Raw genomic sequence first — 19,141 nt, forward strand, 5'->3', positions numbered from 1 at the left:
CGGGTGTGGTGGCGGAGTTGGGGTCCGGGGTGGGTGCCGCGCGGGCTCGAGAGGCGCGGGGGAGCGGAGGCGGGTCCCCCGCGCTGACCGGCGGCTGCGTGGCCGCCGTCCGTCGGCCGTGCTCGCGGGTGTGGCGCGTCGTCGAGCGGTGCTTCTGCCTGCGGTCGCCCAGTCTGGGCGCGCTGCCCATTGTGGACGAATCCGGCACTGTCGGGTGAAAAGCCGCTCGCGGAGTTTGCCGTCTGGGCACACCAGGGAACCACCGCCACGAGTATCCGGAGTGGACCCACCGGGGCCCGCCCCGAGAGGAGGCTCACCGTGAGTGGATGGGTGCGGGTGCACGACGAGCCAGGAGGGCTGAACGCGACCTTCGTCCTCGCCCGGCCGCGCTCCGGCACCGTCGGCGAGACCCAGCGCGTCGCCCACGTCTTCCCGCTGCCCGCGGAGCGGCCTGGGCTGCTGGTCGCCTACTGCGGCTTCGAAGGCCGCCGCGGTGAGCTGGACCTGCTGGACCGGCCCGTCGGCATGCCGTGTGAGCGATGCCTGGTCGTGGCCGCCCGCCGGGCCGGCGCCGGCACCATCCCCCAGCAGCGGCGCAACTGAGCGGACGAGCGTCCCACACAAACCCCCTCGAACAGAACCTCCTTGACGCACGTCTGCGGTCAAACTTAAAGTACAGTCGTCCACAAACTTTCGAGGGGGCGGCATGACCACCGATGTGCTCACCGGAACCTTGCGCGGCGCACCCTGGCGGCGGCTCGCGATCCTCGGCGACAGCGTCGCCGAGGGGCTGGGGGACCCGGCCGACGGCTACCCGCCGCCACCGTGGGCCGACCGGCTGGCGGACCTGCTGCGCGAACACCAGCCGGACCTGGCCTACGCCAACCTCGGCCTCCGCGACACGCGCGCCGCCCAGGTGCGGGACACCCAGCTCGCCGCGGCCCTGGACTTCCGGCCGGACCTGGCGGTGGTCGCGGCCGGTGGCAACGACATGCTCCGCCGCTCCTTCGACCCCGTCGCGGTCGAGCAAGCGCTGTCCGAAATCGTTTCCGCGCTCCGCGCAGCCGGGGCCGCGGTGGTGATCATGGGCCTGTTCGACATCTCCCGCTCCCCGCTCGCGGCCGCGGACCGGCGCGACGGGCTCCGCGTCCGGCTGGCCCAGCTCGCGCGGCTCACCCGCCGCGTCGCCGACCGGCACGGCGCCTGGTACGTCGACCTCGGCGACCATCCCGCGTCAGCCGACGCGGGGATCTACAGCGCGGACCGGTTGCACGTCAACGCCCGCGGCCACGCGATCGTCCTCGCCGAGACCGTCCGCCGCCTCGCCGCGGAACTGCCGCGCTGACCCGCCCGAGGATCGTCGACGGTGCGCTGAGCCAGTACGACCGGTTCGCCGACCTCATCGAACCGGCCGACGCCGGCTGGGACACGCCGACGCGGTGTACCGGATGGCGGGTGCGGGACGTCGCCGCCCGCGTCGTCGGCAACGCCGTGGACACCGCCGACGGCACCATCGGCAGACGCAGCCCCGACGAGCAGGCCGCCGCCCTCCGGCACCACGACCCGGCCGAACTGGCCGCGATGCTCCGCGCGGCCAACGGAAGACTCCGCACGTCACTGTCCAGACTGGACGACGAGCTGTGGGGCAAACCCAGCGGCGTGCCGGGCCGGACGATCGGCAACGGCGTCCTGACCCTGTGGTACGACGCCTACGTCCACGGCGACGACATCCGCGCGGCACTGGGCCGGGAGTCCGAACGGGACGGTGGTCTGGCCGCCGCCGTGCACTGGGTCGCCGACACCCTCCGGCAGCGCGGATGGGGGCCGGCGCGACTCGACCTGCGCGGCTTCGGCCCGATCGACATCGGCGACGGGGGAGAAACCGTGCAGGCCGACGCGCTCGACTTCGTGCTCGCCGCGTCCGGGCGCCGGGACCCGGCCGCGCTCGGCCTTGCCGACGACGTCAACGTGTACTCACGCTGACCCCTTCTGGGCCGCCGCGTACGCGAGCTTGTCCGGGTTGACGATGGTGCGCAGGGCGACCAGGCCGTCCGCGCCCGGCTCGGGCACCACGATCCCGAACAGCTCACCCCACAGGTGCATCGCGATGCCCGGTTCGCCGTTGATCGAGCGCACCGAGAACTCGATCTCCCCCGCGCGGGGATCGCGCACCAGGCCGGCGACGTAGCGAGCGACGCGCTCGCGCCCGGACACCGGACGCCGGGCCGCGCTGACCTTGCCGCCACCGTCCGCCCAGGACACGACCTCCTCGGCGAACATCCGCTCCAGCGCCGCCACATCGCCGTGCACGGCCGCGGCGAGGAACCGCTCCACGATCGCGCGGCGTTGCTCGGCCGTCGCGGTGAAGCGTGTGCGCCCGTCGCCGACGTGCTGCCGCGCCCGGCGGTAGAGCTGGCGGACGTGGGTCTCGTCGAGGTCGAGGATCTCACCGATCTCGCGGTGGCTGTGGCCGAACGCCTCGCGCAGCACGAACGCCGCGCGCTCCGGCGGGGTCAGCCGTTCCAGCAGGACGAGCAGCCCGATCGACAGCGACTCACGCTGCTCGGCGGTCTCCAGCGGGCCCAGCTCGCCGCCTCCGGTGAACACCGGCTCCGGCAGCCACGGCCCGGTGTAGAGCTCGCGCCGCGCCCGCGCGGAGGTGAGCCGGTTCAGGCACAGGTTCGTGACGACCTTGGTCAGCCACGCCTCGGGCACCTCGACGCCGGTGCTCGCCTCCCAGCGGAGGTAGGCCTCCTGCACGACGTCCTCGGCCTCGGACGCCTCGCCGAGCAGCCGGTAGGCCAGGCCGAGCAGGCGCGGGCGGTTGGCTTCGAACAGGGCGAGGCGGTCCACGCCCCCAGGCTACTGGCCCTGCTGCGGATCGAAGTCGTCGTGCGGGTCTCCCTCGGAGGTGCCCTGCTCGCCCCGCTGGACCTGCTGTTCCTCGGCCGAGGAGTCCTCGGCGCCGGGCAGGTCCTCGCGCGGGTCGTCGTGCTTGCGTTCCATGCGCCCGGGCTACCCGGCGGCGGCGGGCCGAAACGGTTCAGGCCGGTGGTTCGGTGGTGCGGTAGATGGTGGTCAGCCACACGTCGAGCAGCACGTCGACCACGTCCGCCTCGGGCACGGCCGGCCCGTCACCGCCGAAGGTGGCGTACAGGACGCGCTCGTTCATCGAGTTCAGCGCGATCGCCAGGTCCCGCGCGGGAAGCCCGGCCGGAGCCGCGCCGCGCGCCCGCTCCGCCTCGATGGCTTCGGCGGTGCGGCGGACCCACGTCTCCATCATGCCCGCCCACAGCTCCCGCACCTCGGCGTTGGTGTGGCGGGCCTCCGCCGCCGCGAGGGCGACCGCGCGGTGCGCGCGGAAGGTCGTGTAGATCGCGTCCAGGCACTGCCGCCAGCGCTGCGCGGGGCTCGGGCCGGGGGTGTCGAACACCGCCGAGGACGCCCGGTCGGCCTCCTCGGTGACCCGGTCGAGCAGCGTGAGCAGCACCGCGTCCTTGGAGCGGAAGTAGAAGTAGAACGTCGGCCGCGAGATCCCGGCGCCGCGGGCGAGGTCGTCAGTGGAGATCTCGCTCAGCGGCCGCTCCGCGAGCAGCCGCTCGGCGGTGGCCAGGATCGCCAGCTCCCGTTCGTCGCCGCTGGGCCGGGGCGCGCGCCGGCCGCGAGCCGGGCGGGCGCGGACGGCGGGATCGGTGGCCATGCCGTCACCGTAGCAGGCTGTCGACGCCCTGTCGGCGCTCTCGACAGGGTGTTGACCGTCTCGACATACCGTTGGTACGTTGCGGTTCAGACGCCGGAGGAACGGGGAAGCGATGACGCTGGAACACGTCGACGTCCTGATCGTCGGTGCCGGGCTGTCCGGCATCGGCGCCGCCAGTCACCTGCAGGCGGAGTGTCCGGGCCGGTCGTACGCGATCTTCGAGTCGCGCGGCGCGATCGGCGGCACCTGGGACCTCTTCCGCTATCCGGGCGTGCGCTCGGACTCGGACATGTTCACGCTCGGCTACTCGTTCGAGCCGTGGACCGACGCGAAGGCGATCGCCGACGGCCCGTCGATCCGCGAGTACGTGCAGCGCACCGCGCGCACCCGCGGCATCGACTGCAGGATCCGGTTCCACCACCGCGTGGTGCGGGCCGAGTGGTCCTCCGGCGAAGCACTGTGGACGGTCGAGGCGGAGCGCTCGGACACCGGTGAGCGCGTGCGGATCACCTGTGACTTCCTGTTCGTCAACTCCGGCTACTACCGCTACGACCAGGGCTACGCGCCCCAGTTCCCGGGGCAGGACGAGTTCACCGGGACCGTCGTGCACCCGCAGCACTGGCCGGAGGACCTGGACTACACCGGCAAGCGCGTCGTGGTGATCGGCAGCGGGGCCACGGCCGTGACGCTGCTGCCCGCGATGGCCGGCGACGCGGCGCACGTGACGATGCTGCAGCGCTCGCCCAGCTACGTGCTGTCCCTGCCGGGCACCGATCCGGTCGCCGACAAGCTGCGCGGGGTGCTGCCGGCCAAGGTCGCCTACCCGATCGTGCGGTGGAAGAACGTGGTGTCGGCGATGCTGTTCTTCCAGCTCAGCCGCCGCAGCCCGGGAGTCGTGCGGAAGTTCCTGCGCAAGGCCGTCTCCGCCCAGCTGCCGCGCGGTTTCGACGTGGACCGGCACTTCAACCCCAGCTACGACCCGTGGGACCAGCGGGTGTGCTTCGTCCCGGACGGCGACCTGTTCAAGGCCGTGCGCAGCGGGAAGGCGGACATCGTCACCGACACCATCGAGACGTTCACCGCAGACGGCATCCGGCTGTCCTCGGGGCGGGTGCTGGAGGCCGACATCGTCGTCACCGCCACCGGGCTGAACCTGCTGCCCTTCGGCGGGCTGGAGCTGGTGGTCGACGGCGAGCCGGTGGAGCTCGGCGAACGGCTGGCGTACAAGGGGATGATGCTGTCCGGCGTGCCGAACTACGCGTTCACCATCGGCTACACCAACGCGTCCTGGACGCTGAAGGCCGACCTCGTCGCCGGGTACGTGTGCCGCCTGCTCAACCACCTCGACGAGCACGGCTACACCACCTGCACCCCGGTGCCGCCGCCGTCGGTCACCGCGACCGAGCCGCTGATCGACCTCAAGTCCGGGTACGTGCTGCGCAGCCTGGACAAGCTGCCCAAGCAGGGCCCGGCCGCGCCGTGGCGGCTGTTCCAGAACTACCCGCGCGACGTGCTGCTGATGCGGCACGGGTCGCTGGAGGACGACGCCATGCGGTTCGCGCGCACCGCGAAGCAGGCGAAGGAGCGGGTGGCCTGATGCGGCGCTACACCTTCGACGGCGGCACGGCCGTGGTGACCGGGGCGGCGAGCGGGATCGGTGCGGCGCTCGCGCACGCGCTGGCCGCGCGGGGCTCGAACCTGGTGCTGCTGGACCGCGACGCCGACCGGTTGACCGCGGTGACCAAGGCCGTGGGATCCACTGTGGACGTATCGGCGCACGTGGTCGACCTGGCTTCGGCGGAGGAGACGGCCGCGGCCGCCGAGCGGGTGCTGGCCGAGAACCCGCGCCTGACGCTGCTGATCAACAACGCGGGCGTGGCGCTGGGCGGGCGGTTCGACCAGCTGACGCTGGAGGAGTTCGGCTGGGTCGTGGACGTCAACTTCCGCGCCCCGGTCCAGCTGACCCACGCGTTGCTGCCCGCGCTCAAGGCCGCGCCCGGCTCGCACATCGCCAACGTGTCCAGCCTGTTCGGGCTGATCGCGCCGCCCGGGCAGTCGGCGTACTCGGCGAGCAAGTTCGCCATCCGCGGGTTCACCGAGGCGATCCGGCACGAGCTGGCCGGGCAGGTCGGCGTCACGTCGGTGCATCCGGGCGGCATCCGCACCCGGATCGCGGAGTCGGCGCGCGTCGGCAGCGGCGTGCCCGGCGGGATGGACACCCGGCAGTGGGAACGCGTGCTGCGGATGGACCCGGCCAAGGCGGCGGCGGTCATCGTGGACGCGATCGAGCACCGCAAGCCGCGCGTGCTGATCGGCTGGGACGCGAAGATCCCGGACCTGCTGGTGCGGCTGCTGCCCGGCGCGCACAGCCGTCTGCTGGGAAGGCTTCGCTGACCGTGGACTTCGTGGACGTGCGCGGGCGGCGAGCCCGCTACCGGGTCGCGGGTGACGGGCCGCCGGTCCTGCTGCTGCACGGGATCGGCCGGAGCCTGCGGGACTGGTCGGAGCAGCAGGACCTGCTCGCCGACGAGTACCGCACCTACAGCGTCGACCTCGCCGGCTTCGGGATGTCGGAACCGTTGCCGGGCAAGCACACGCTGGCGGCGCTGGCCGGGTTCGCGGCGGACTTCCTGGACGCGGTGGGGGAGACCGGCCCGGTGCACGTGGCCGGCAACTCCCTCGGCGGCGCGGTCGCGATGCGGTTGTCGGTGGACGCGCCGGAGCGGGTGCGCAGCCTGGCGCTGGTGAACAGCGCCGGTTTCGGCCGCGAGGTGACGATGGCGCTGCGGCTGCTCGCGTTGCGGCCGCTGGGGAAGCTGCTGCTGCGCCCGAGCCGGTCGGCGGCGATGCGGGTGGAGCGGGCGTTGTTCCACGACCGCGCGTTCGCGACGCGGGAGCGGGTCGAGCACGCGCTGGAGATCGCCCGGCAGCCGCACGCGGCGCGGGTGATGCTGGAGACCGCCCGCGGACTGGGCGGTTTCCGCGGCGTGCGGGAGGACTGGCGTGCCGAGCTGATCCAGGCGGTGGCCGCGCGGGCCCTGCCGACGCTCGTCGTGTGGGGTGATCGGGACCTGATCCTGCCCGCCCTGCACCTGGATGCCGCCCGGCGCGCGTTGCCGCACGCGCAGACGCGGTTGTTCACCGGCACCGGGCACATGCCGCAGATCGAGCGGGCCAAGGAGTTCCACGACCTGGTGACGGAGTTCTGGGCGGAGCAGGTCACGACCAGGGCGTGACCTGCCGCGGCACCCGTTCCCCGTCCAGGACCACGCCGTCCAGGCTCAGCTGCAGCGCCATCCGCCCCGCCGAGCGCCGAGTCAACGACCCGGACCTCAGCGGCGCAGCGCCTTGCGCGCCAGCCAGTTGCCGAGGAACTGCGCGCCCTGCACCAGCACGATGATCGTGACGACCGCCAGCCACGTCACCACCCAGTCGAACCGGTGGTAGCCGTAGGTGATGGCGAAGTCGCCGAGCCCGCCGCCGCCGACCGCGCCCGCCACCGCCGTCATGTCGACGATCGCGACGAACACGAACGTGTAGCCCAGCACCAGCGGTCCGAGCGCCTCCGGCACCAGCAGCGTCAGGATGATCCGCAGCGGGCTCGCGCCCATCGCGCGCGCCGCCTCGATCACGCCCGGGTCGATGGTGACCAGGTTCTGCTCGACGATCCGGGAGATCCCGAACGTCGCGGCGAACACCAGCGTGAACGTCGCCGCCGCGGTGCCCAGCTGGGTGCCCACGACGAAGATCGTCACCGGCCCGATCGCGGTGATGAAGATGATGAACGGGATCGGCCGGATGATGTTGACCAGCACGTTGAGCACGGTGAACACGAACCGGTTCGCCAGCAGCCCGCCCGCGCGCGTGGTGTAGAGCAGGATGCCCAGCACCAGCCCGAGCGCGCCGCCGACGACGAGCGCGACCACGGCCATGCCCAGCGTCTGCGCGATCGCCTCCCAGAACACCGGGCCCAGGGTCTCCCAGTCCAGGCTCATGCCGCGATCTCCTCGATCTCGGTGGTGGCGCGCAGGTCCGCGATGAGCGCGTCCACGTCGGCGTCCGCGCCGATCAGCTCCAGCGTGAGACCGCCGAACGACCGGCCGGACAACGCGGTGATGCCGCCGTAGACGATCTCGAACCGCACGTTGTGCTTGCCGACCGCGTCGGACAGCACCGCGCCGAGCCGCCCGTCGTCGTGGACCTTCGCCGTCACCAGCCGCCCGCCGTGCCGCGCGCGGATGCGGTCGAGGTCGGCGCCCTCCGGGGTGTCCCGGACGACCGACCCGACGAACCGCTGCGCCGCGTGTGTCTTCGGCGACGAGAACACCTCGAACACGCTGCCCTGCTCGATGACCCGGCCCGAGTCGAGCACCGCCACCCGGTCGGCGATCTCCCGCACGACCTCCATCTCGTGGGTGATCACCACGATCGTCACGCCCAGCTCGGTGTTGACCCGCTTGAGCAGCCGCAGCACCTCGCCGGTGGTCTCCGGGTCGAGCGCGCTGGTGGACTCGTCGGCCAGCAGGATCTTCGGGTTCGTCGCGAGCGCCCGGGCGATCCCGACGCGCTGCTTCTGCCCGCCGGAGAGCTGGTCCGGGTAGTGCCACGCCTTGTCGGTGATGCCGACGAACTTCAGCAGCTCGGCCACCCGCGCCTTGCGGCGTTCCTTGTCCCACCCGGCGATCTTCAGCGGGTAGGCCACGTTGCCGAACACCGTTCGGGAGCGGAACAGGTTGAACTGCTGGAAGATCATCCCGATCCCGGCCCGCACCCGGCGCAGCTCCCGCTCGTTCAGCGTGGTCAGGTCCACACCGTCGACGAGCACCCGCCCGGAGGTGACCGGTTCGAGCGCGTTGACCAGCCGGACCAGCGTGCTCTTGCCGGCGCCGGAGTAGCCGATGATGCCGAAGACCTCACCCGCGCCGATCGTCAGGTCGACGTCCGCCAGCGCGGTGACGTCACCGAAGCGCTTGGTGACGCCCTGGAACTCGATGAGCGCGTTCACTTCTTCGCGGCCCGCACGGTCTGTTCGAGGCGGTCCAGGATCGCCTGCAGGTCGGTGTTGGGGCGCTCCACCAGCACGGCGGTGTTCTTCGACTCGGCCCGCACCTCGCCGGCCACGCGCGGATCCCGGTAGAGCTGGGCCAGCTTGAGGTAGGTCGGGTTGTCCTTGTCCTGGGCGCGGGTGACGAAGGTGTTGATGTAGGGCTCCGCCGACGGGTTCGCCGGGTCGTCGTTGAACAGCGCCGCCGACGGGTCGAGGTTCGCGTCCAGGGCGAAGTTGTTGTTGACGATCGCGCCGTCGACCGACGGGAGCGCGACCACGGTCTGCGAGGCGTCCACCGGGGTCACGGTGACCTTCGAGGCGGCCTGGTCGATCTCGGCCGGGGTGGACAGCACGGTCCCGCCGCCGCGCAGCGAGATCAGGCCGGCCGACTGCAGCACCAGCAGGGCACGCGCCTGGTTGGTCGGGTCGTTCGGGATCGCGATCTGCCCGCCACGCGGGATGTCGGCCACGGTGGCGTGCTTGCGCGAGTACAGGCTCAGCGGCACCACGTAGGTCGAGCCGACCGGGGTGAGGTCCTGGTTCGCGCTGACGTTGTAGTTGGCGAGGAACAGCAGGTGCTGGAACAGGTTCACGTCCAGCTGGCCCTGCGCGAGCGCCGGGTTGGCCTGCGTGTAGTCGGAGAAGTTGACCAGTTCCAGGTCGATCCCGTTCTCGGCGGCGACCTGCCGGAAGGCCTTCCAGTAGTCGGCGCTCGCGTCGGTGACCCCGATCTTCACGGTGGTGTGGCCGGCGCTGGTGCCGGAGTCCGACGTCGTGTTGACGACGATCAGGACCACGGCGACGAGGACGACGACCACGGCGAGGATGACGCCGGCCAGCGGGCCGCGTTTCCGGCGCGGCTTCTCGGGGAGGACGGCGTCGTCGGAGGAGTTTTCGGACATGGCGCCATCCTGCCGCCGGTCACCGGAACGGGGGACAACCGTCCCACATGGTGATCGGCGGCAGGATGGATTTGCCTTCGATCGTCAGGCTGTGCTAGCGGCCCGCCGTCGAATCATCCGCGGTAGCGGCCCTGGGTCTGGACGTTCAGCTCGTCCATCCGCACCGACTTCGCGCTCGCCGTGCGCGGGTCGTGCAGGGCGAACACGTCCAGGCCCTTCTGGATGTCGGAGGAGTAGATGTGGCCGTTGTAGTAGTAGGCCGACCACGACCCGCCGGTGATCAGCTGCTCGTTCGACAGCGGGCCGCGCTCCCAGTAGGCCAGCTCCTTCGGGTGGGCGGAGTCGGTGAAGTCCCACACCGAGATCCCGCCTTGGTACCAGGCCTGGACCATGATGTCGCGGCCCTTGACCGGGATCAGCGAGCCGTTGTGCGCCACGCAGTTCTCGGTCTGCGCCTGCTCCCGCGGGATCTTGAAGTAGCTCGCGAAGCGCAGGCTGCGGTCGTCGCCGCGGCCGGTGATGTCGTAGATCGCGTCCGCGCCGCGGACCGCGCCGATCGCCGCCGTGCACGCCGGCTGGCCGCCGCCGCCCAGCTCGTCGGTGAAGACGACCTTGGTGCCCTGGTTGTTGAACGTCGCCGAGTGCCAGAACGCGAAGTTCGTGTCGTCCTGGACCTGCTCGATGATCCGCGGCCGCTCCCGGTCGGAGATGTCGAACAGCACCCCGTCACCCATGCACGCGCCGGCCGCCAGGTCCTTCTCCGGGTAGGCGGTGATGTCGTGGCAGCCCGAGGTCTCGGTGACGTAGTGGTTCGGGAAGGTGCCCGGGATGCCGCGGTTGCCGCCGGCCTCGCCGAAGACCACCGGCTCGTTGACGACGGCCGCGGCCGCCGGGTTGTGCACCGGGACCTTGACCACCGAGATCAGGTCGTGCGGCGGCCGGCAGTCCGGGAACTCGGCACGCGGGCTGTAGGAGGAGACGTAGAGGTAGACGTCCTTGCCGTTCTTGCCCGGCACCAGCGTGTGGGTGTGCGAACCGCACTTCGTCTCGACCGCCGCCACGTACTTCGGGCTGGCCAGGTCGCTGATGTCGAAGACCTTGATGCCCTCCCACGAGTTCTTCTCCGTGGCCGGCTGGCTGGTGCTGGCGCAGGAGTTGTCGCTGCGCGAGGAGTCGGTGGACAGGAACAGCAGGTCGCCGGACACCGAGACGTCGTTCTGCGAGCCGGGGCAGAGCACCTGGCTGACGATCGCCGGCTTGCTGGGCTTGCTGATGTCGTAGATCGTGAAGCCGCTGTAGTTGCCGACGATCGCGTGGTCGTCGGTGAACGCGATGTCGGTCCCGAGGGCGTTCACGTTGTCGAACGGGGCCTGCTTCGGGATGTTCGCCAGGTGCTGGATGTTGCGGGACTGCCTGACCTCGTCGACCCCCGGGATGCCGGGCTCGGCCGACGCCGGTGCGGCGCCGAGCGTGGTCAGCGACAGGGCGAGCGCGCCGGTGAGCGCGAACAGCCGGCGTCTGCGTCGGTTCCCCAGAGCCACGTGGCCAACCCCTTTCGGTTCGGAAGAAAAACGAAGTATGACCGAATCTCCCGCCTCGGCGACAGCGCCGAAAGTAGGCTTTTTCCTGCGGTACGGTCGCGGGTACGGACGAGTGCGAGGAGGGCCCGTGCGGGGGTTCGTCGTGGGAACGTTGCTGGCAGCGGCGGTGCTGGGCGCGGCGTGCGCGCCGGAACCGGAGGCGCCGCCGGTCGTGGTGCCGGGCGCGCCCGGGGAGCCGGCCCGGACGCTGCCCGCGGACGAGGCGAGCGCGGCGGTGCCGTCGAACCGGCACAACGACGCCGACGTGTCGTACGTGCAGCGGATGATCATGCACCACCAGCAGGCGATCCGGATGGGCGAGCTGGTGCCGGCGCGGGCCGCGCGGGAGGACGTGAAGGGCCTGGCGGCCCGCATCGCGGCGACGCAGGGGCCGGAGATCACGTCGATGACCGCGTGGTTGCGGCAGCGGGGGCTGGAGGTGCCGGGGGAGCACTCCGGTCACCACGGCTCGCACGCCGAGCACGGCCCGATGCCGGGGATGGCGACCGAGGAGCAGCTGGCCGCGCTGGCGGCCGCGTCCGGGCCCGAGTTCGACCGGCTGTTCCTGCAACTGATGACCGCGCACCACGAGGGCGCGATCACGATGGCGACCGAGGTGCTGGGCGCCGGGGCGGACGTGTTCGTGGAGGAGATGGCGACCGACGTGATCGCCTCGCAGACCGACGAGGTCCACCGGATGCGCGCGATGGCCGGCTGACGCCGGCCCCGGGAGGGGAGGACTCGCGCGCGGGAGGGTGCAACTCGCGCCCGCGAGCGTGGGACTCGCGTGCGGGAGCGTGGGACTCGCGCGCGGGAGGGTGGGACTCGCGTGCTGTCGCGAGTTCCACGTTCATTGCCGCGAGTTCTGCACTCGGTGCTGTGAGTTCTGCACTCGGAGTCGCGAGTTCTGCGGTTGGGGCTGCGAGTCCTGCGGCTGGGCCCCGGCGGGGTGTTGCGCGGAGGTGCGGCGCTCGCGACTCACCCGCGAGGTTGCACTTCGAGGGTGATTCCGCGTCCTCGTGGTGCGGGTGGCGCCGCCGAGGAGGATCGTGGACGTCATGGCGGAGCCGAACGTGTCGGGATGGGCCGCGGCCGGCGGCGTCCTCATCCTGGCGATCATCGCGTCCGCCGCCCTGGGCGACGCGTGGTACTTCCTGGCCGGCGTGATGGCGGGACTCGGCCTGCTGGCCGGCATGCGGTCCAGCACGCCCTCACCCTGAGGAGATCCCCCGCAGGCGGTTCAGCGCGCGGTGCTGCACGAGGCGCACCTGGTTCGCGGACAACCTCAGCGCCGAGGCGGTCTCCTCCGCCGACAGGCCGGCCGCCACGCGCAGCAGCATGATCTCCCGCTCCACGCCGGGCAGCGCCAGCACCGGTGAGTCGGCCTCGGGGGCACGGGCGCCGGCCACCGTCTGGGCCGTCAGCTCGTACACGAGCGCGGGGAACGGGCCGGCCCAGCCGGGCAGCGCGTGCAGGATCGCCAGGCACGCCTCGTGCGCGACCTCGTCCGCGCCGTGCCGCAGCCGCGCCCGGCAGTACCGCACCACGACGGGCGTCACCGCGGCGACCAGCTCCCGGATCGCCCCCGGATCGCCACCGGCCGCGGACGCGACGAGGTCCGCGCCGGGAAGCCCCGTGCTCACCACGTTCCGCGCCGCCATCGCGCTCCCCCTCCTCGACAGGTAGTACGCACGAGCCGCCCGGCGGGTTGCCTTCATGGTGGCCCCGGCCGGCCGCGCAACGGGCCGGCGTGGTGCAAGTCGGAGGAGGTTCCGCTCGGCGGCAGGTGGTGTGCGCACGAACCGCCCGGCGGGTTGCCTTCGCCGCTAGGGTGATCATCGTGCGGCTCGCAGTGGTGGTTCTCGCGGCGGTTCTGGCTCTCGGCGCGGCTCCGGCGGCCGCGGCGCACCGGCCGGGGCTCACCGTCGCCAGCTACAACATCCACGCCGGCGCCGGGCAGGACGGCGTCTTCGACCTCGCCCGCACCGCCGCCGCCATCCGGGACCTGCGCGCGGACGTCGTCGGGCTGCAGGAGGTCGACGTCCACTGGGACGCGCGCAGCCAGTACCGCGACGAGGCCACCGAACTCGCGCGCGCCCTGGGAATGCACGTGTTCTTCGCGCCGATCTACGACCTCGACCCGCCCGCGCCCGGTGCGCCACGCCGCCAGTACGGCGTCGCCGTGCTGAGCCGCTACCCGATCCTCGCCGCGCGAAACCTCGAGATCACCCGGTTGTCGACGCTCACCCCGGACGCGGCCCCCGCCCCGGCGCCGGGTTTCGCCGAGGTGACCGTCGCGGCGCACGGCGGGCCGGTCCGCGTCTACGCCACCCACCTGGACTACCGCGCCGATCCCGCCGTGCGGCAGGCGCAGGTCGCCGACATGCTCGCCGTCCTCGACCGGCTGCCCGGACCGGAGATCCTCACCGGCGACCTCAACGCCGAACCCACCGCCCCCGAACTCGCTCCACTGTGGACCAGCCTGGCCGACGCGGACCCGCGCGCGGGCACCTACCCGGCCGCGGAACCGGTGAAGCGCATCGACTTCGTGACCGCGTCCCGGCACTTCGCGGTCCGTTCCGCCTGGACGGTCGCCACGACGGCCTCCGACCACCGTCCGGTGGTAACGCGGCTGGAAAGGGTTCAGTCGATCTCCGTTCGGTCGTAGCATGAGCCGGGCGGGAGGGAGAGCCATGACCAGCAGTCCGCCGGAGCAGCCGAGCGAGTCGAAAACGCGCACCGCCACGGTGAACCTGCCGTTCGTGCGAGCCGAGTTCCGGGCGCCGCACGTGCCCGGCCGCGGCGAGGTCACCGCCGCGCTGCACACCGCACGGTCCTTCCTGCCACCGCCCCGCCAGCTCGCCTACTGGGGAGGTCTGGGCCTGCTCGCCGCGGTCGAGCTGATCGAGTGGCCGGTGGCCGTCGCGATCGGCGTCGGCACCGCGATCGCCGGGCGCGGCAAGGGCGCGGCGCCCCGGCAGGCCGAGGCCGACCCCGCCGAGGCCAACCCCACCGAGGTCAAGCCCGCCGAGGTCAAGCCCGTCGAGGCGAAGCCCGCGAAGGCGCGGGCAGGCACGCAGAAGCGGGGTCCACGCGGCGGCGCCTAGGCCGGGGCGGGCGGACAGCCACCCGCGCTCCGCCCCGGAGTCAGGCCCCGTGGCGGGTGGAGGCTCGCACCACCAGCTCGGGCGTGAACACGACCTGCTGGTGCTCGTGTCCGGGATCCGTCTCCCGCAGCAGCAGCTCCGCCGCCGTCCGGCCGAGCCGGCGCCGTGGCTGCCGCACCGAGGTGAGGGGCACCGCGGCGGCCGCGGCGAAGTCGATGTCGTCGTAGCCCACGATCGCCAGGTCGTCGGGCACCCGCAGGCGCAGGCTGACGCACGTCTGGAGCAACCCGAGCGCCAGCAGGTCGTTCGCGCAGAACGCCGCCGTCGGGCGCAGTGACGACGGCAGCCCGGCCAGGCGCTGCCCCGCCGTCCGGCCCTCGGCCACGGTCAGCGCCGACGTCGTCAGGTCGACCAGGTTCTCCGGCCCCAGCCCGGCCTCCGCCAGCGCCCGCAACGCGCCCTCGCGCCGGTCGCGCACCTGCCCGAGCGTGTCGGGCCCGCCGATGAACGCCACCCGCCGATGTCCCAGCTCCAGCAGGTGCTGCACCGCGAGCCGCCCGCCCAGCACGTCGTCCACCGCCACCGAGCAGTGGTCGCCCGGCTGCCCGGTGCGGTCGACGATCACCAGCGGGATCCCGTGCGCCGCCGTCTCGGCCAGCACCGGTGAGCCCGGATCGACCGGCGTGATCAGGATTCCCTGCACCCGCTGCTGTTCCAGCCGGCTCAGGTAGTCGCGCTCGCGCTCGGCCCGGTTCGCGCTGTTGCACAGGAACAGCGACAGGCCGGCCTCGTCCGCCGCGTCCTCCACGCCCTCGGCCACGTCGGTGAAGAACGGGTTGCTCCCGTCGAGCATCACGTAGGCCAGGATCCGGCTGCGGCCCGCCCGCAGCTGCCGCGCCGTCTCGTTGCGCACGAACTTCAGCTCGGCCATCGCCGCCTCGACCTTCGCGCGCGTGCGCGGGCTGACGCGATCGGGCCGGTTCAGCACGTTGGACACGGTCCCCAGTGACACGCCCGCCGCCGCCGCGACGTCCTTGATCCCCGCCGCCCGGGGCTCTCCCGCGGCGGCCCCCTCCGTGGTCGTGCGCGTCACGTGACTCCTCCGGTTGAAACGTGTAACAAGCGTCAATGTTATCGGATCGCGACCGAAAGAACCGCGCTGAACTGGGCTGAGAACTTGTCGTTGACTTCGTGATCCAGCGCATAGTAGCGTCAGCGCGCCAGGTTTGTGAAACCTTTCATTTCGGAGGTCGCGATGGTGCGGCAGGACCCGGGCGTTGTGCCCTTGCTGGAGGTCCGCGGCGTCACGAAGTCGTTCGGCGCGGTGGCCGCCGTGCAGGGGGTGTCGTTCCCCCTCCACTCCGGCGAGGCCCACGCACTGGTGGGCGAGAACGGCGCGGGCAAGTCGACCATCGTCAAGATGCTCGCCGGGGTCCACCGCCCGGACACCGGAACGCTGCTGGTCGACGGGCAGCCCGTCGAGTTCTCCTCCCCGGCCGACGCCAAGGCCGCCGGCATCGCGGTGATCTACCAGGAACCCACGCTGTTCCCCGACCTCACGGTCGAGGAGAACATCGTGATGGGCCGCCACCCGCGCAAGCGGCTGGGCATGATCGACCGCGGCGCCATCCGGGCCGAGGCGGAGAAGCTGTTCGCCCGCCTCGGCGTGCGGATCGACCCGGGCCGCCCGGCGCGTGGCCTGTCGATCGCCGACCAGCAGATCGTCGAGATCGCCAAGGCCCTCTCGGCCGACGCGCGCGTGCTGATCATGGACGAGCCGACCGCGGCGCTGTCGCTGGTCGAGGTCGAGCGCCTGTTCTCGGTGGCGCGCAACCTGCGCGACGAGGGCGCGGCGATCATGTTCATCTCGCACCGCTTCGAGGAGATCACCGAGCTGTGCCAGCGCGTGACGATCATGCGCGACGGCAAGCACGTCTCCACCGATCCGATGGCCGGCCTGACCGTGGACGAGATGGTCCGCCGCATGGTCGGCCGTGAGCTGGACGCGTTGTTCCCCAAGCAGGACGTCACCCCGGGCGAGGTCGTGCTCGAAGTGGACGGTCTCACCCGGGAAGGCGTGTTCCGCGACGTCTCGTTCCAGGTCCGGGCCGGCGAGATCGTCGCATTCGCCGGCCTGGTCGGCAGTGGACGGTCCGAAGTGGTCCAGGCCGTGTTCGGAGTGGACGACCGCGACGCGGGAACCGTGAAGCTGCGCGGGAAGAAGCTCAAGCCGGGCTCGCCGCGCGCCGCGATGGCCGCGGGCATGGCCCTGGTGCCGGAGGACCGGCGCCAGCAGGGCCTGGTCATGGACCTGTCCATCGAGCGGAACGTGACCCTGCCGCGCTCGGGCGCGCTGGCGAAGCTGGGTTTCCTGTTCGGCGGCAGCGAGCGCAAGGAGGCGCTGCGCTGGACCGGACGCCTCCAGACCAAGTACGGCCGCCTCGGCGACGCCGTGGGCACGTTGTCCGGCGGCAACCAGCAGAAGGTCGTGCTGGCCAAGTGGCTGTCGATGGCGCCGAGCGTCCTGATCGTCGACGAGCCCACGCGCGGCATCGACGTCGGCACGAAGGCCGAGGTGCACCGGCTGATGTCGTCGCTGGCCGCGGAGGGCGTCGCGGTGATCATGGTGTCCTCCGAGCTGCCCGAGGTGCTCGGCATGGCCGACCGCGTGCTGGTGATGCGTGAGGGCCGGATCGTCGCGGAGATCGGCCGCGACGACGCGAGTGAGGACTCGGTGATGTTCGCAGCGATGGGTCAGGGAGCGGCGGCGTGAACGCGACGAAGGTGATGTCTCCCAAGATGAGCGGGCCGGCGCCCACAGCCCGCAGGTTCTCCCTCGGCGGCCTGTTCCGGGCACGCGAAGCCGGGATCGTCCTCGCGCTGGTCGCGCTGGTCGCGTTCACGGCGACGCAGAACGCGCGCTTCCTGTCCGCGCAGAGCATCCGCGACATCCTGCTCGGCACCGCGATCCTGGCCGTCCTCGCGGTCGGCCAGGCGACGGTGATGATCACCCGCAACATCGACCTGTCGGTGGGCTCGGTGCTCGGCCTGTCCGCGTTCGCGGTCGGCTCGCTGCTGCAGGACAACCAGGGCATGCCGGTGATCGCCGCGCTGGTCGCCGGTCTCGCCGTCGGCGCGGCGTGCGGCCTGGTCAACGGGGTGCTGGTCCGGTTCGGCCAGGTGCCCGCGCTGGTGGTCACCCTCGGCACGCTCTACGCCTTCCGCGGCGCGGCCTACTTCTGGGCCGGTGGCGAGCAGATCAACGCCGACGAGCTGCCCGGCCACTTCCTGCGGTTCGGCAACTCCTCGATCCTGGGCATCCCGTGGCTGGTGCTGATCGCGGTGATCGTGCTGGTCGTCGCCGGGGTCGTGCTGCGCAACTACCGCGCGGGCCGCGAGCTGTACGCGATGGGGTCGAGCCCGCAGGCCGCCGAGCTGGCCGGGATCAAGGTCGGCCGCAACACGATCGCCGCGTTCCTGGTGAGCGGCGCGCTCGCGGGGGTGGCCGGGGTGCTGTTCGCCGCCCGGTTCGGCACCATCGACGCCGCCGCGGGCAACGGCTACGAGCTGAACGTGGTCGGCGCCGCGGTGGTCGGCGGGGTCGCGGTGTTCGGCGGCAGCGGCACCGTGTGGGGCGCGGGCCTGGGCGCCTTGCTGCTCACCGTCATCGGCAGCTCACTCGCCGTCCTCGACATCAACCAGTTCTGGCAGCAGGCCATCGTCGGCGCGCTGATCCTGCTCGCGATCGGCGCCGACCGGCTGGTCGCCGTCCGGGTCGCCAAGTCACTGAAGAAGAGGGATTCCCATGTCTGACAAGCGGCCGGCCTGGCTGTCCCGCCTGGCGAGCTGGGACGCCGCCGTCATCGTGATCACGGTGCTGGTGCTGCTCATCGCCTCCGGGGCGGTGGAGAACTTCGGCAGCAGCCGCAACTTCACCTTCCTGCTGCTGGACCTGCTGCCGATCGCGCTGATCGCGCTGCCGATGACGCTGGTGATCGTGACCGGCGAGATCGACCTGTCGGTGGCGAGCACGCTCGGCCTCACCTCGGCCGTGATGGGCGACCTGTGGAACCGCGGGCTGCCGATCGAGACGATCATCCCGCTGTGCCTGGTGCTCGGCGCGGTGCTGGGCGCGCTCAACGGGTTCTTCGTGACCGTGCTGAAGCTGCCGTCGCTGGCGGTCACCATCGGCACGCTGGCGCTCTACCGCGGCCTGGCGTTCGTGGTGCTCGGCGACGGGGCGGTGGCGGACTTCCCGCGCGCCTACACCTCGTGGGTGACCGGCACGATCGGCGACGGCCCGGTCCCGAACATGCTGATCCCGCTGGTGGTGCTGGCCGTGGTGTTCGGCCTGGTGCTGCACGCGACCCCGGTCGGCCGGTCGGTGTTCGCCGCCGGTGCCGGTGAGCAGGCGGCGCGCTTCGCCGGTATCCGCGTGGGACGGCTGAAGTTCTGGCTGTACGTGGTCAGCGGCCTGGTCGCCGGCCTGGCCGGGGTGCTGTGGACGCTGCGGTACTCCAGTGCCCGCGCCGACAACGGACTGGGCATGGAACTGGCCGTCGTGGCGGCGGTCCTGCTCGGCGGTGTCTCGATCTTCGGTGGCAAGGGCACCCTGCCGGGGGTGCTCGCCGGGGTGGTCCTGCTGGCCACGCTGCAGAACGCGCTGCGGCTGCAGGACGTGTCGAACGAGGCGCTCAACATCGTCACCGGGGTGCTGCTGATCATCTCGGTGCTCCTGCCCAACATCGTCATCCGCTTCCGGGCTGCGCTGCGGCGCCGGGCGACCACATAGAAAGGCGAAAACG

23 protein-coding genes are annotated in these 19,141 nt (G+C 72.0%); 14 read left to right on the top strand and 9 right to left on the bottom strand.

Annotated features, from left to right (window positions below; all coding sequences use genetic code 11):
* The 4 genes from D0D15_RS36640 to D0D15_RS24115 form a co-directional block, all read left to right on the top strand.
* Positions 1-218: hypothetical protein (locus D0D15_RS36640; RefSeq protein ID WP_208646189.1), on the top strand; the 218-nt coding region annotated here is incomplete at its 5' end.
* 100 nt (positions 219-318) lie between these two features.
* Entirely contained in the window at positions 319-603 is a 285-nt protein-coding gene (locus D0D15_RS24105; protein ID WP_233157201.1) for a hypothetical protein, read from the top strand.
* Positions 604-706: 103 nt separating this feature from the next.
* Positions 707-1,345, top strand: coding sequence for an SGNH/GDSL hydrolase family protein (locus tag D0D15_RS24110; RefSeq protein ID WP_094004947.1), 639 nt, complete (start codon positions 707-709; stop codon positions 1,343-1,345).
* 26 nt (positions 1,346-1,371) lie between these two features.
* Complete coding sequence (locus D0D15_RS24115; RefSeq protein WP_233157206.1) at positions 1,372-1,983, top strand: maleylpyruvate isomerase family mycothiol-dependent enzyme; 612 nt, start codon at positions 1,372-1,374, stop codon at positions 1,981-1,983.
* Here the strand turns inward: D0D15_RS24115 and sigJ are convergent.
* The 3 genes from sigJ to D0D15_RS24125 are packed head-to-tail and all read right to left on the bottom strand — an operon-like array spanning position 1,975 to position 3,700.
* Positions 1,975-2,853 (bottom strand): RNA polymerase sigma factor SigJ, encoded by an 879-nt coding sequence (sigJ, locus tag D0D15_RS24120; RefSeq protein WP_094004948.1) that lies wholly within the window; start codon positions 2,851-2,853, stop codon positions 1,975-1,977. The two genes, D0D15_RS24115 and sigJ, sit on opposite strands and share 9 nt — an antisense overlap.
* Positions 2,854-2,862: 9 nt before the next feature.
* Entirely contained in the window at positions 2,863-3,006 is a 144-nt protein-coding gene (locus tag D0D15_RS36395; RefSeq protein ID WP_167481551.1) for a hypothetical protein, read from the bottom strand.
* A gap of 37 nt (positions 3,007-3,043) precedes the next feature.
* Positions 3,044-3,700: a TetR/AcrR family transcriptional regulator gene (locus D0D15_RS24125; RefSeq protein WP_094004949.1), complete on the bottom strand. Its 657-nt coding sequence runs from the start codon at positions 3,698-3,700 to the stop codon at positions 3,044-3,046.
* A gap of 112 nt (positions 3,701-3,812) precedes the next feature.
* Between D0D15_RS24125 and D0D15_RS24130 the strand changes: the two genes are divergently transcribed.
* The 3 genes from D0D15_RS24130 to D0D15_RS24140 are packed head-to-tail and all read left to right on the top strand — an operon-like array spanning position 3,813 to position 6,936.
* Positions 3,813-5,297, top strand: a complete 1,485-nt coding sequence (locus tag D0D15_RS24130) for a flavin-containing monooxygenase (protein WP_094004950.1) — start codon at positions 3,813-3,815, stop codon at positions 5,295-5,297.
* Complete coding sequence (locus tag D0D15_RS24135; RefSeq protein ID WP_094004951.1) at positions 5,297-6,094, top strand: SDR family NAD(P)-dependent oxidoreductase; 798 nt, start codon at positions 5,297-5,299, stop codon at positions 6,092-6,094. The genes D0D15_RS24130 and D0D15_RS24135 overlap by 1 nt, the downstream gene beginning before the upstream one ends.
* 2 nt (positions 6,095-6,096) lie before the next feature.
* The gene (locus D0D15_RS24140; protein ID WP_233157202.1) at positions 6,097-6,936 is read left to right on the top strand and encodes an alpha/beta fold hydrolase; all 840 of its coding nucleotides are present in this window, start codon (positions 6,097-6,099) and stop codon (positions 6,934-6,936) included.
* Positions 6,937-7,032: 96 nt separating this feature from the next.
* Here D0D15_RS24140 and D0D15_RS24145 read toward each other — a convergent pair whose 3' ends face one another.
* The 4 genes from D0D15_RS24145 to D0D15_RS24160 form a co-directional block, all read right to left on the bottom strand.
* Positions 7,033-7,695 (bottom strand): methionine ABC transporter permease, encoded by a 663-nt coding sequence (locus tag D0D15_RS24145; protein ID WP_094004952.1) that lies wholly within the window; start codon positions 7,693-7,695, stop codon positions 7,033-7,035.
* On the bottom strand, positions 7,692-8,705 hold the full coding sequence (locus D0D15_RS24150; RefSeq protein WP_094004953.1) for a methionine ABC transporter ATP-binding protein: 1,014 nt from the start codon (positions 8,703-8,705) through the stop codon (positions 7,692-7,694). Before D0D15_RS24150 ends, D0D15_RS24145 begins: the two co-directional genes overlap by 4 nt.
* Positions 8,702-9,649: a MetQ/NlpA family ABC transporter substrate-binding protein gene (locus D0D15_RS24155; protein WP_094004954.1), complete on the bottom strand. Its 948-nt coding sequence runs from the start codon at positions 9,647-9,649 to the stop codon at positions 8,702-8,704. The genes D0D15_RS24150 and D0D15_RS24155 overlap by 4 nt, the downstream gene beginning before the upstream one ends.
* A gap of 113 nt (positions 9,650-9,762) precedes the next feature.
* Positions 9,763-11,190 (bottom strand): LVIVD repeat-containing protein, encoded by a 1,428-nt coding sequence (locus tag D0D15_RS24160; RefSeq protein WP_094004955.1) that lies wholly within the window; start codon positions 11,188-11,190, stop codon positions 9,763-9,765.
* Between the two features lie 127 nt (positions 11,191-11,317).
* Here D0D15_RS24160 and D0D15_RS24165 point away from each other — a divergent pair, with 127 nt between their 5' ends.
* Positions 11,318-11,947: a DUF305 domain-containing protein gene (locus D0D15_RS24165; RefSeq protein WP_094004956.1), complete on the top strand. Its 630-nt coding sequence runs from the start codon at positions 11,318-11,320 to the stop codon at positions 11,945-11,947.
* 340 nt (positions 11,948-12,287) lie between these two features.
* Complete coding sequence (locus D0D15_RS36400) at positions 12,288-12,449, top strand: hypothetical protein (protein WP_167481552.1); 162 nt, start codon at positions 12,288-12,290, stop codon at positions 12,447-12,449.
* Here D0D15_RS36400 and D0D15_RS24175 read toward each other — a convergent pair.
* Positions 12,441-12,890 carry a sigma factor-like helix-turn-helix DNA-binding protein gene (locus tag D0D15_RS24175; RefSeq protein WP_094004957.1) on the bottom strand — a complete coding sequence of 150 codons (450 nt, stop codon included), beginning with the start codon at positions 12,888-12,890 and terminating at the stop codon, positions 12,441-12,443. The genes D0D15_RS36400 and D0D15_RS24175 overlap by 9 nt on opposite strands.
* A gap of 170 nt (positions 12,891-13,060) precedes the next feature.
* On the opposite strand from D0D15_RS24175, the gene D0D15_RS24180 reads away from it, so the two are divergent.
* Positions 13,061-13,897 carry an endonuclease/exonuclease/phosphatase family protein gene (locus D0D15_RS24180; protein ID WP_094004958.1) on the top strand — a complete coding sequence of 279 codons (837 nt, stop codon included), beginning with the start codon at positions 13,061-13,063 and terminating at the stop codon, positions 13,895-13,897.
* Positions 13,898-13,922: 25 nt separating this feature from the next.
* Positions 13,923-14,336 (top strand): hypothetical protein, encoded by a 414-nt coding sequence (locus D0D15_RS24185; protein WP_094004959.1) that lies wholly within the window; start codon positions 13,923-13,925, stop codon positions 14,334-14,336.
* Positions 14,337-14,376: 40 nt separating this feature from the next.
* Here the strand turns inward: D0D15_RS24185 and D0D15_RS24190 are convergent, their stop codons facing one another.
* Complete coding sequence (locus D0D15_RS24190) at positions 14,377-15,375, bottom strand: LacI family DNA-binding transcriptional regulator (RefSeq protein WP_094005008.1); 999 nt, start codon at positions 15,373-15,375, stop codon at positions 14,377-14,379.
* Between the two features lie 216 nt (positions 15,376-15,591).
* Here D0D15_RS24190 and D0D15_RS24195 point away from each other — a divergent pair, with 216 nt between their 5' ends.
* Genes D0D15_RS24195 through D0D15_RS24205 form a run of 3 tightly spaced genes read left to right on the top strand, consistent with a single transcriptional unit; the run spans position 15,592 to position 19,128 of the window.
* Positions 15,592-17,109 (top strand): sugar ABC transporter ATP-binding protein, encoded by a 1,518-nt coding sequence (locus D0D15_RS24195; protein WP_094004960.1) that lies wholly within the window; start codon positions 15,592-15,594, stop codon positions 17,107-17,109.
* Entirely contained in the window at positions 17,106-18,149 is a 1,044-nt protein-coding gene (locus D0D15_RS24200; protein WP_115944758.1) for an ABC transporter permease, read from the top strand. Before D0D15_RS24195 ends, D0D15_RS24200 begins: the two co-directional genes overlap by 4 nt.
* A complete protein-coding gene (locus D0D15_RS24205; RefSeq protein WP_094004962.1) occupies positions 18,142-19,128 on the top strand; it encodes an ABC transporter permease in 987 nt (328 codons plus the stop codon). Before D0D15_RS24200 ends, D0D15_RS24205 begins: the two co-directional genes overlap by 8 nt.
* Positions 19,129-19,141: the final 13 nt, after the last annotated feature.

Origin of the sequence: Amycolatopsis thermalba, from assembly GCF_003385215.1 — a bacterium.
GTDB lineage: Bacteria > Actinomycetota > Actinomycetes > Mycobacteriales > Pseudonocardiaceae > Amycolatopsis_E > Amycolatopsis_E thermalba.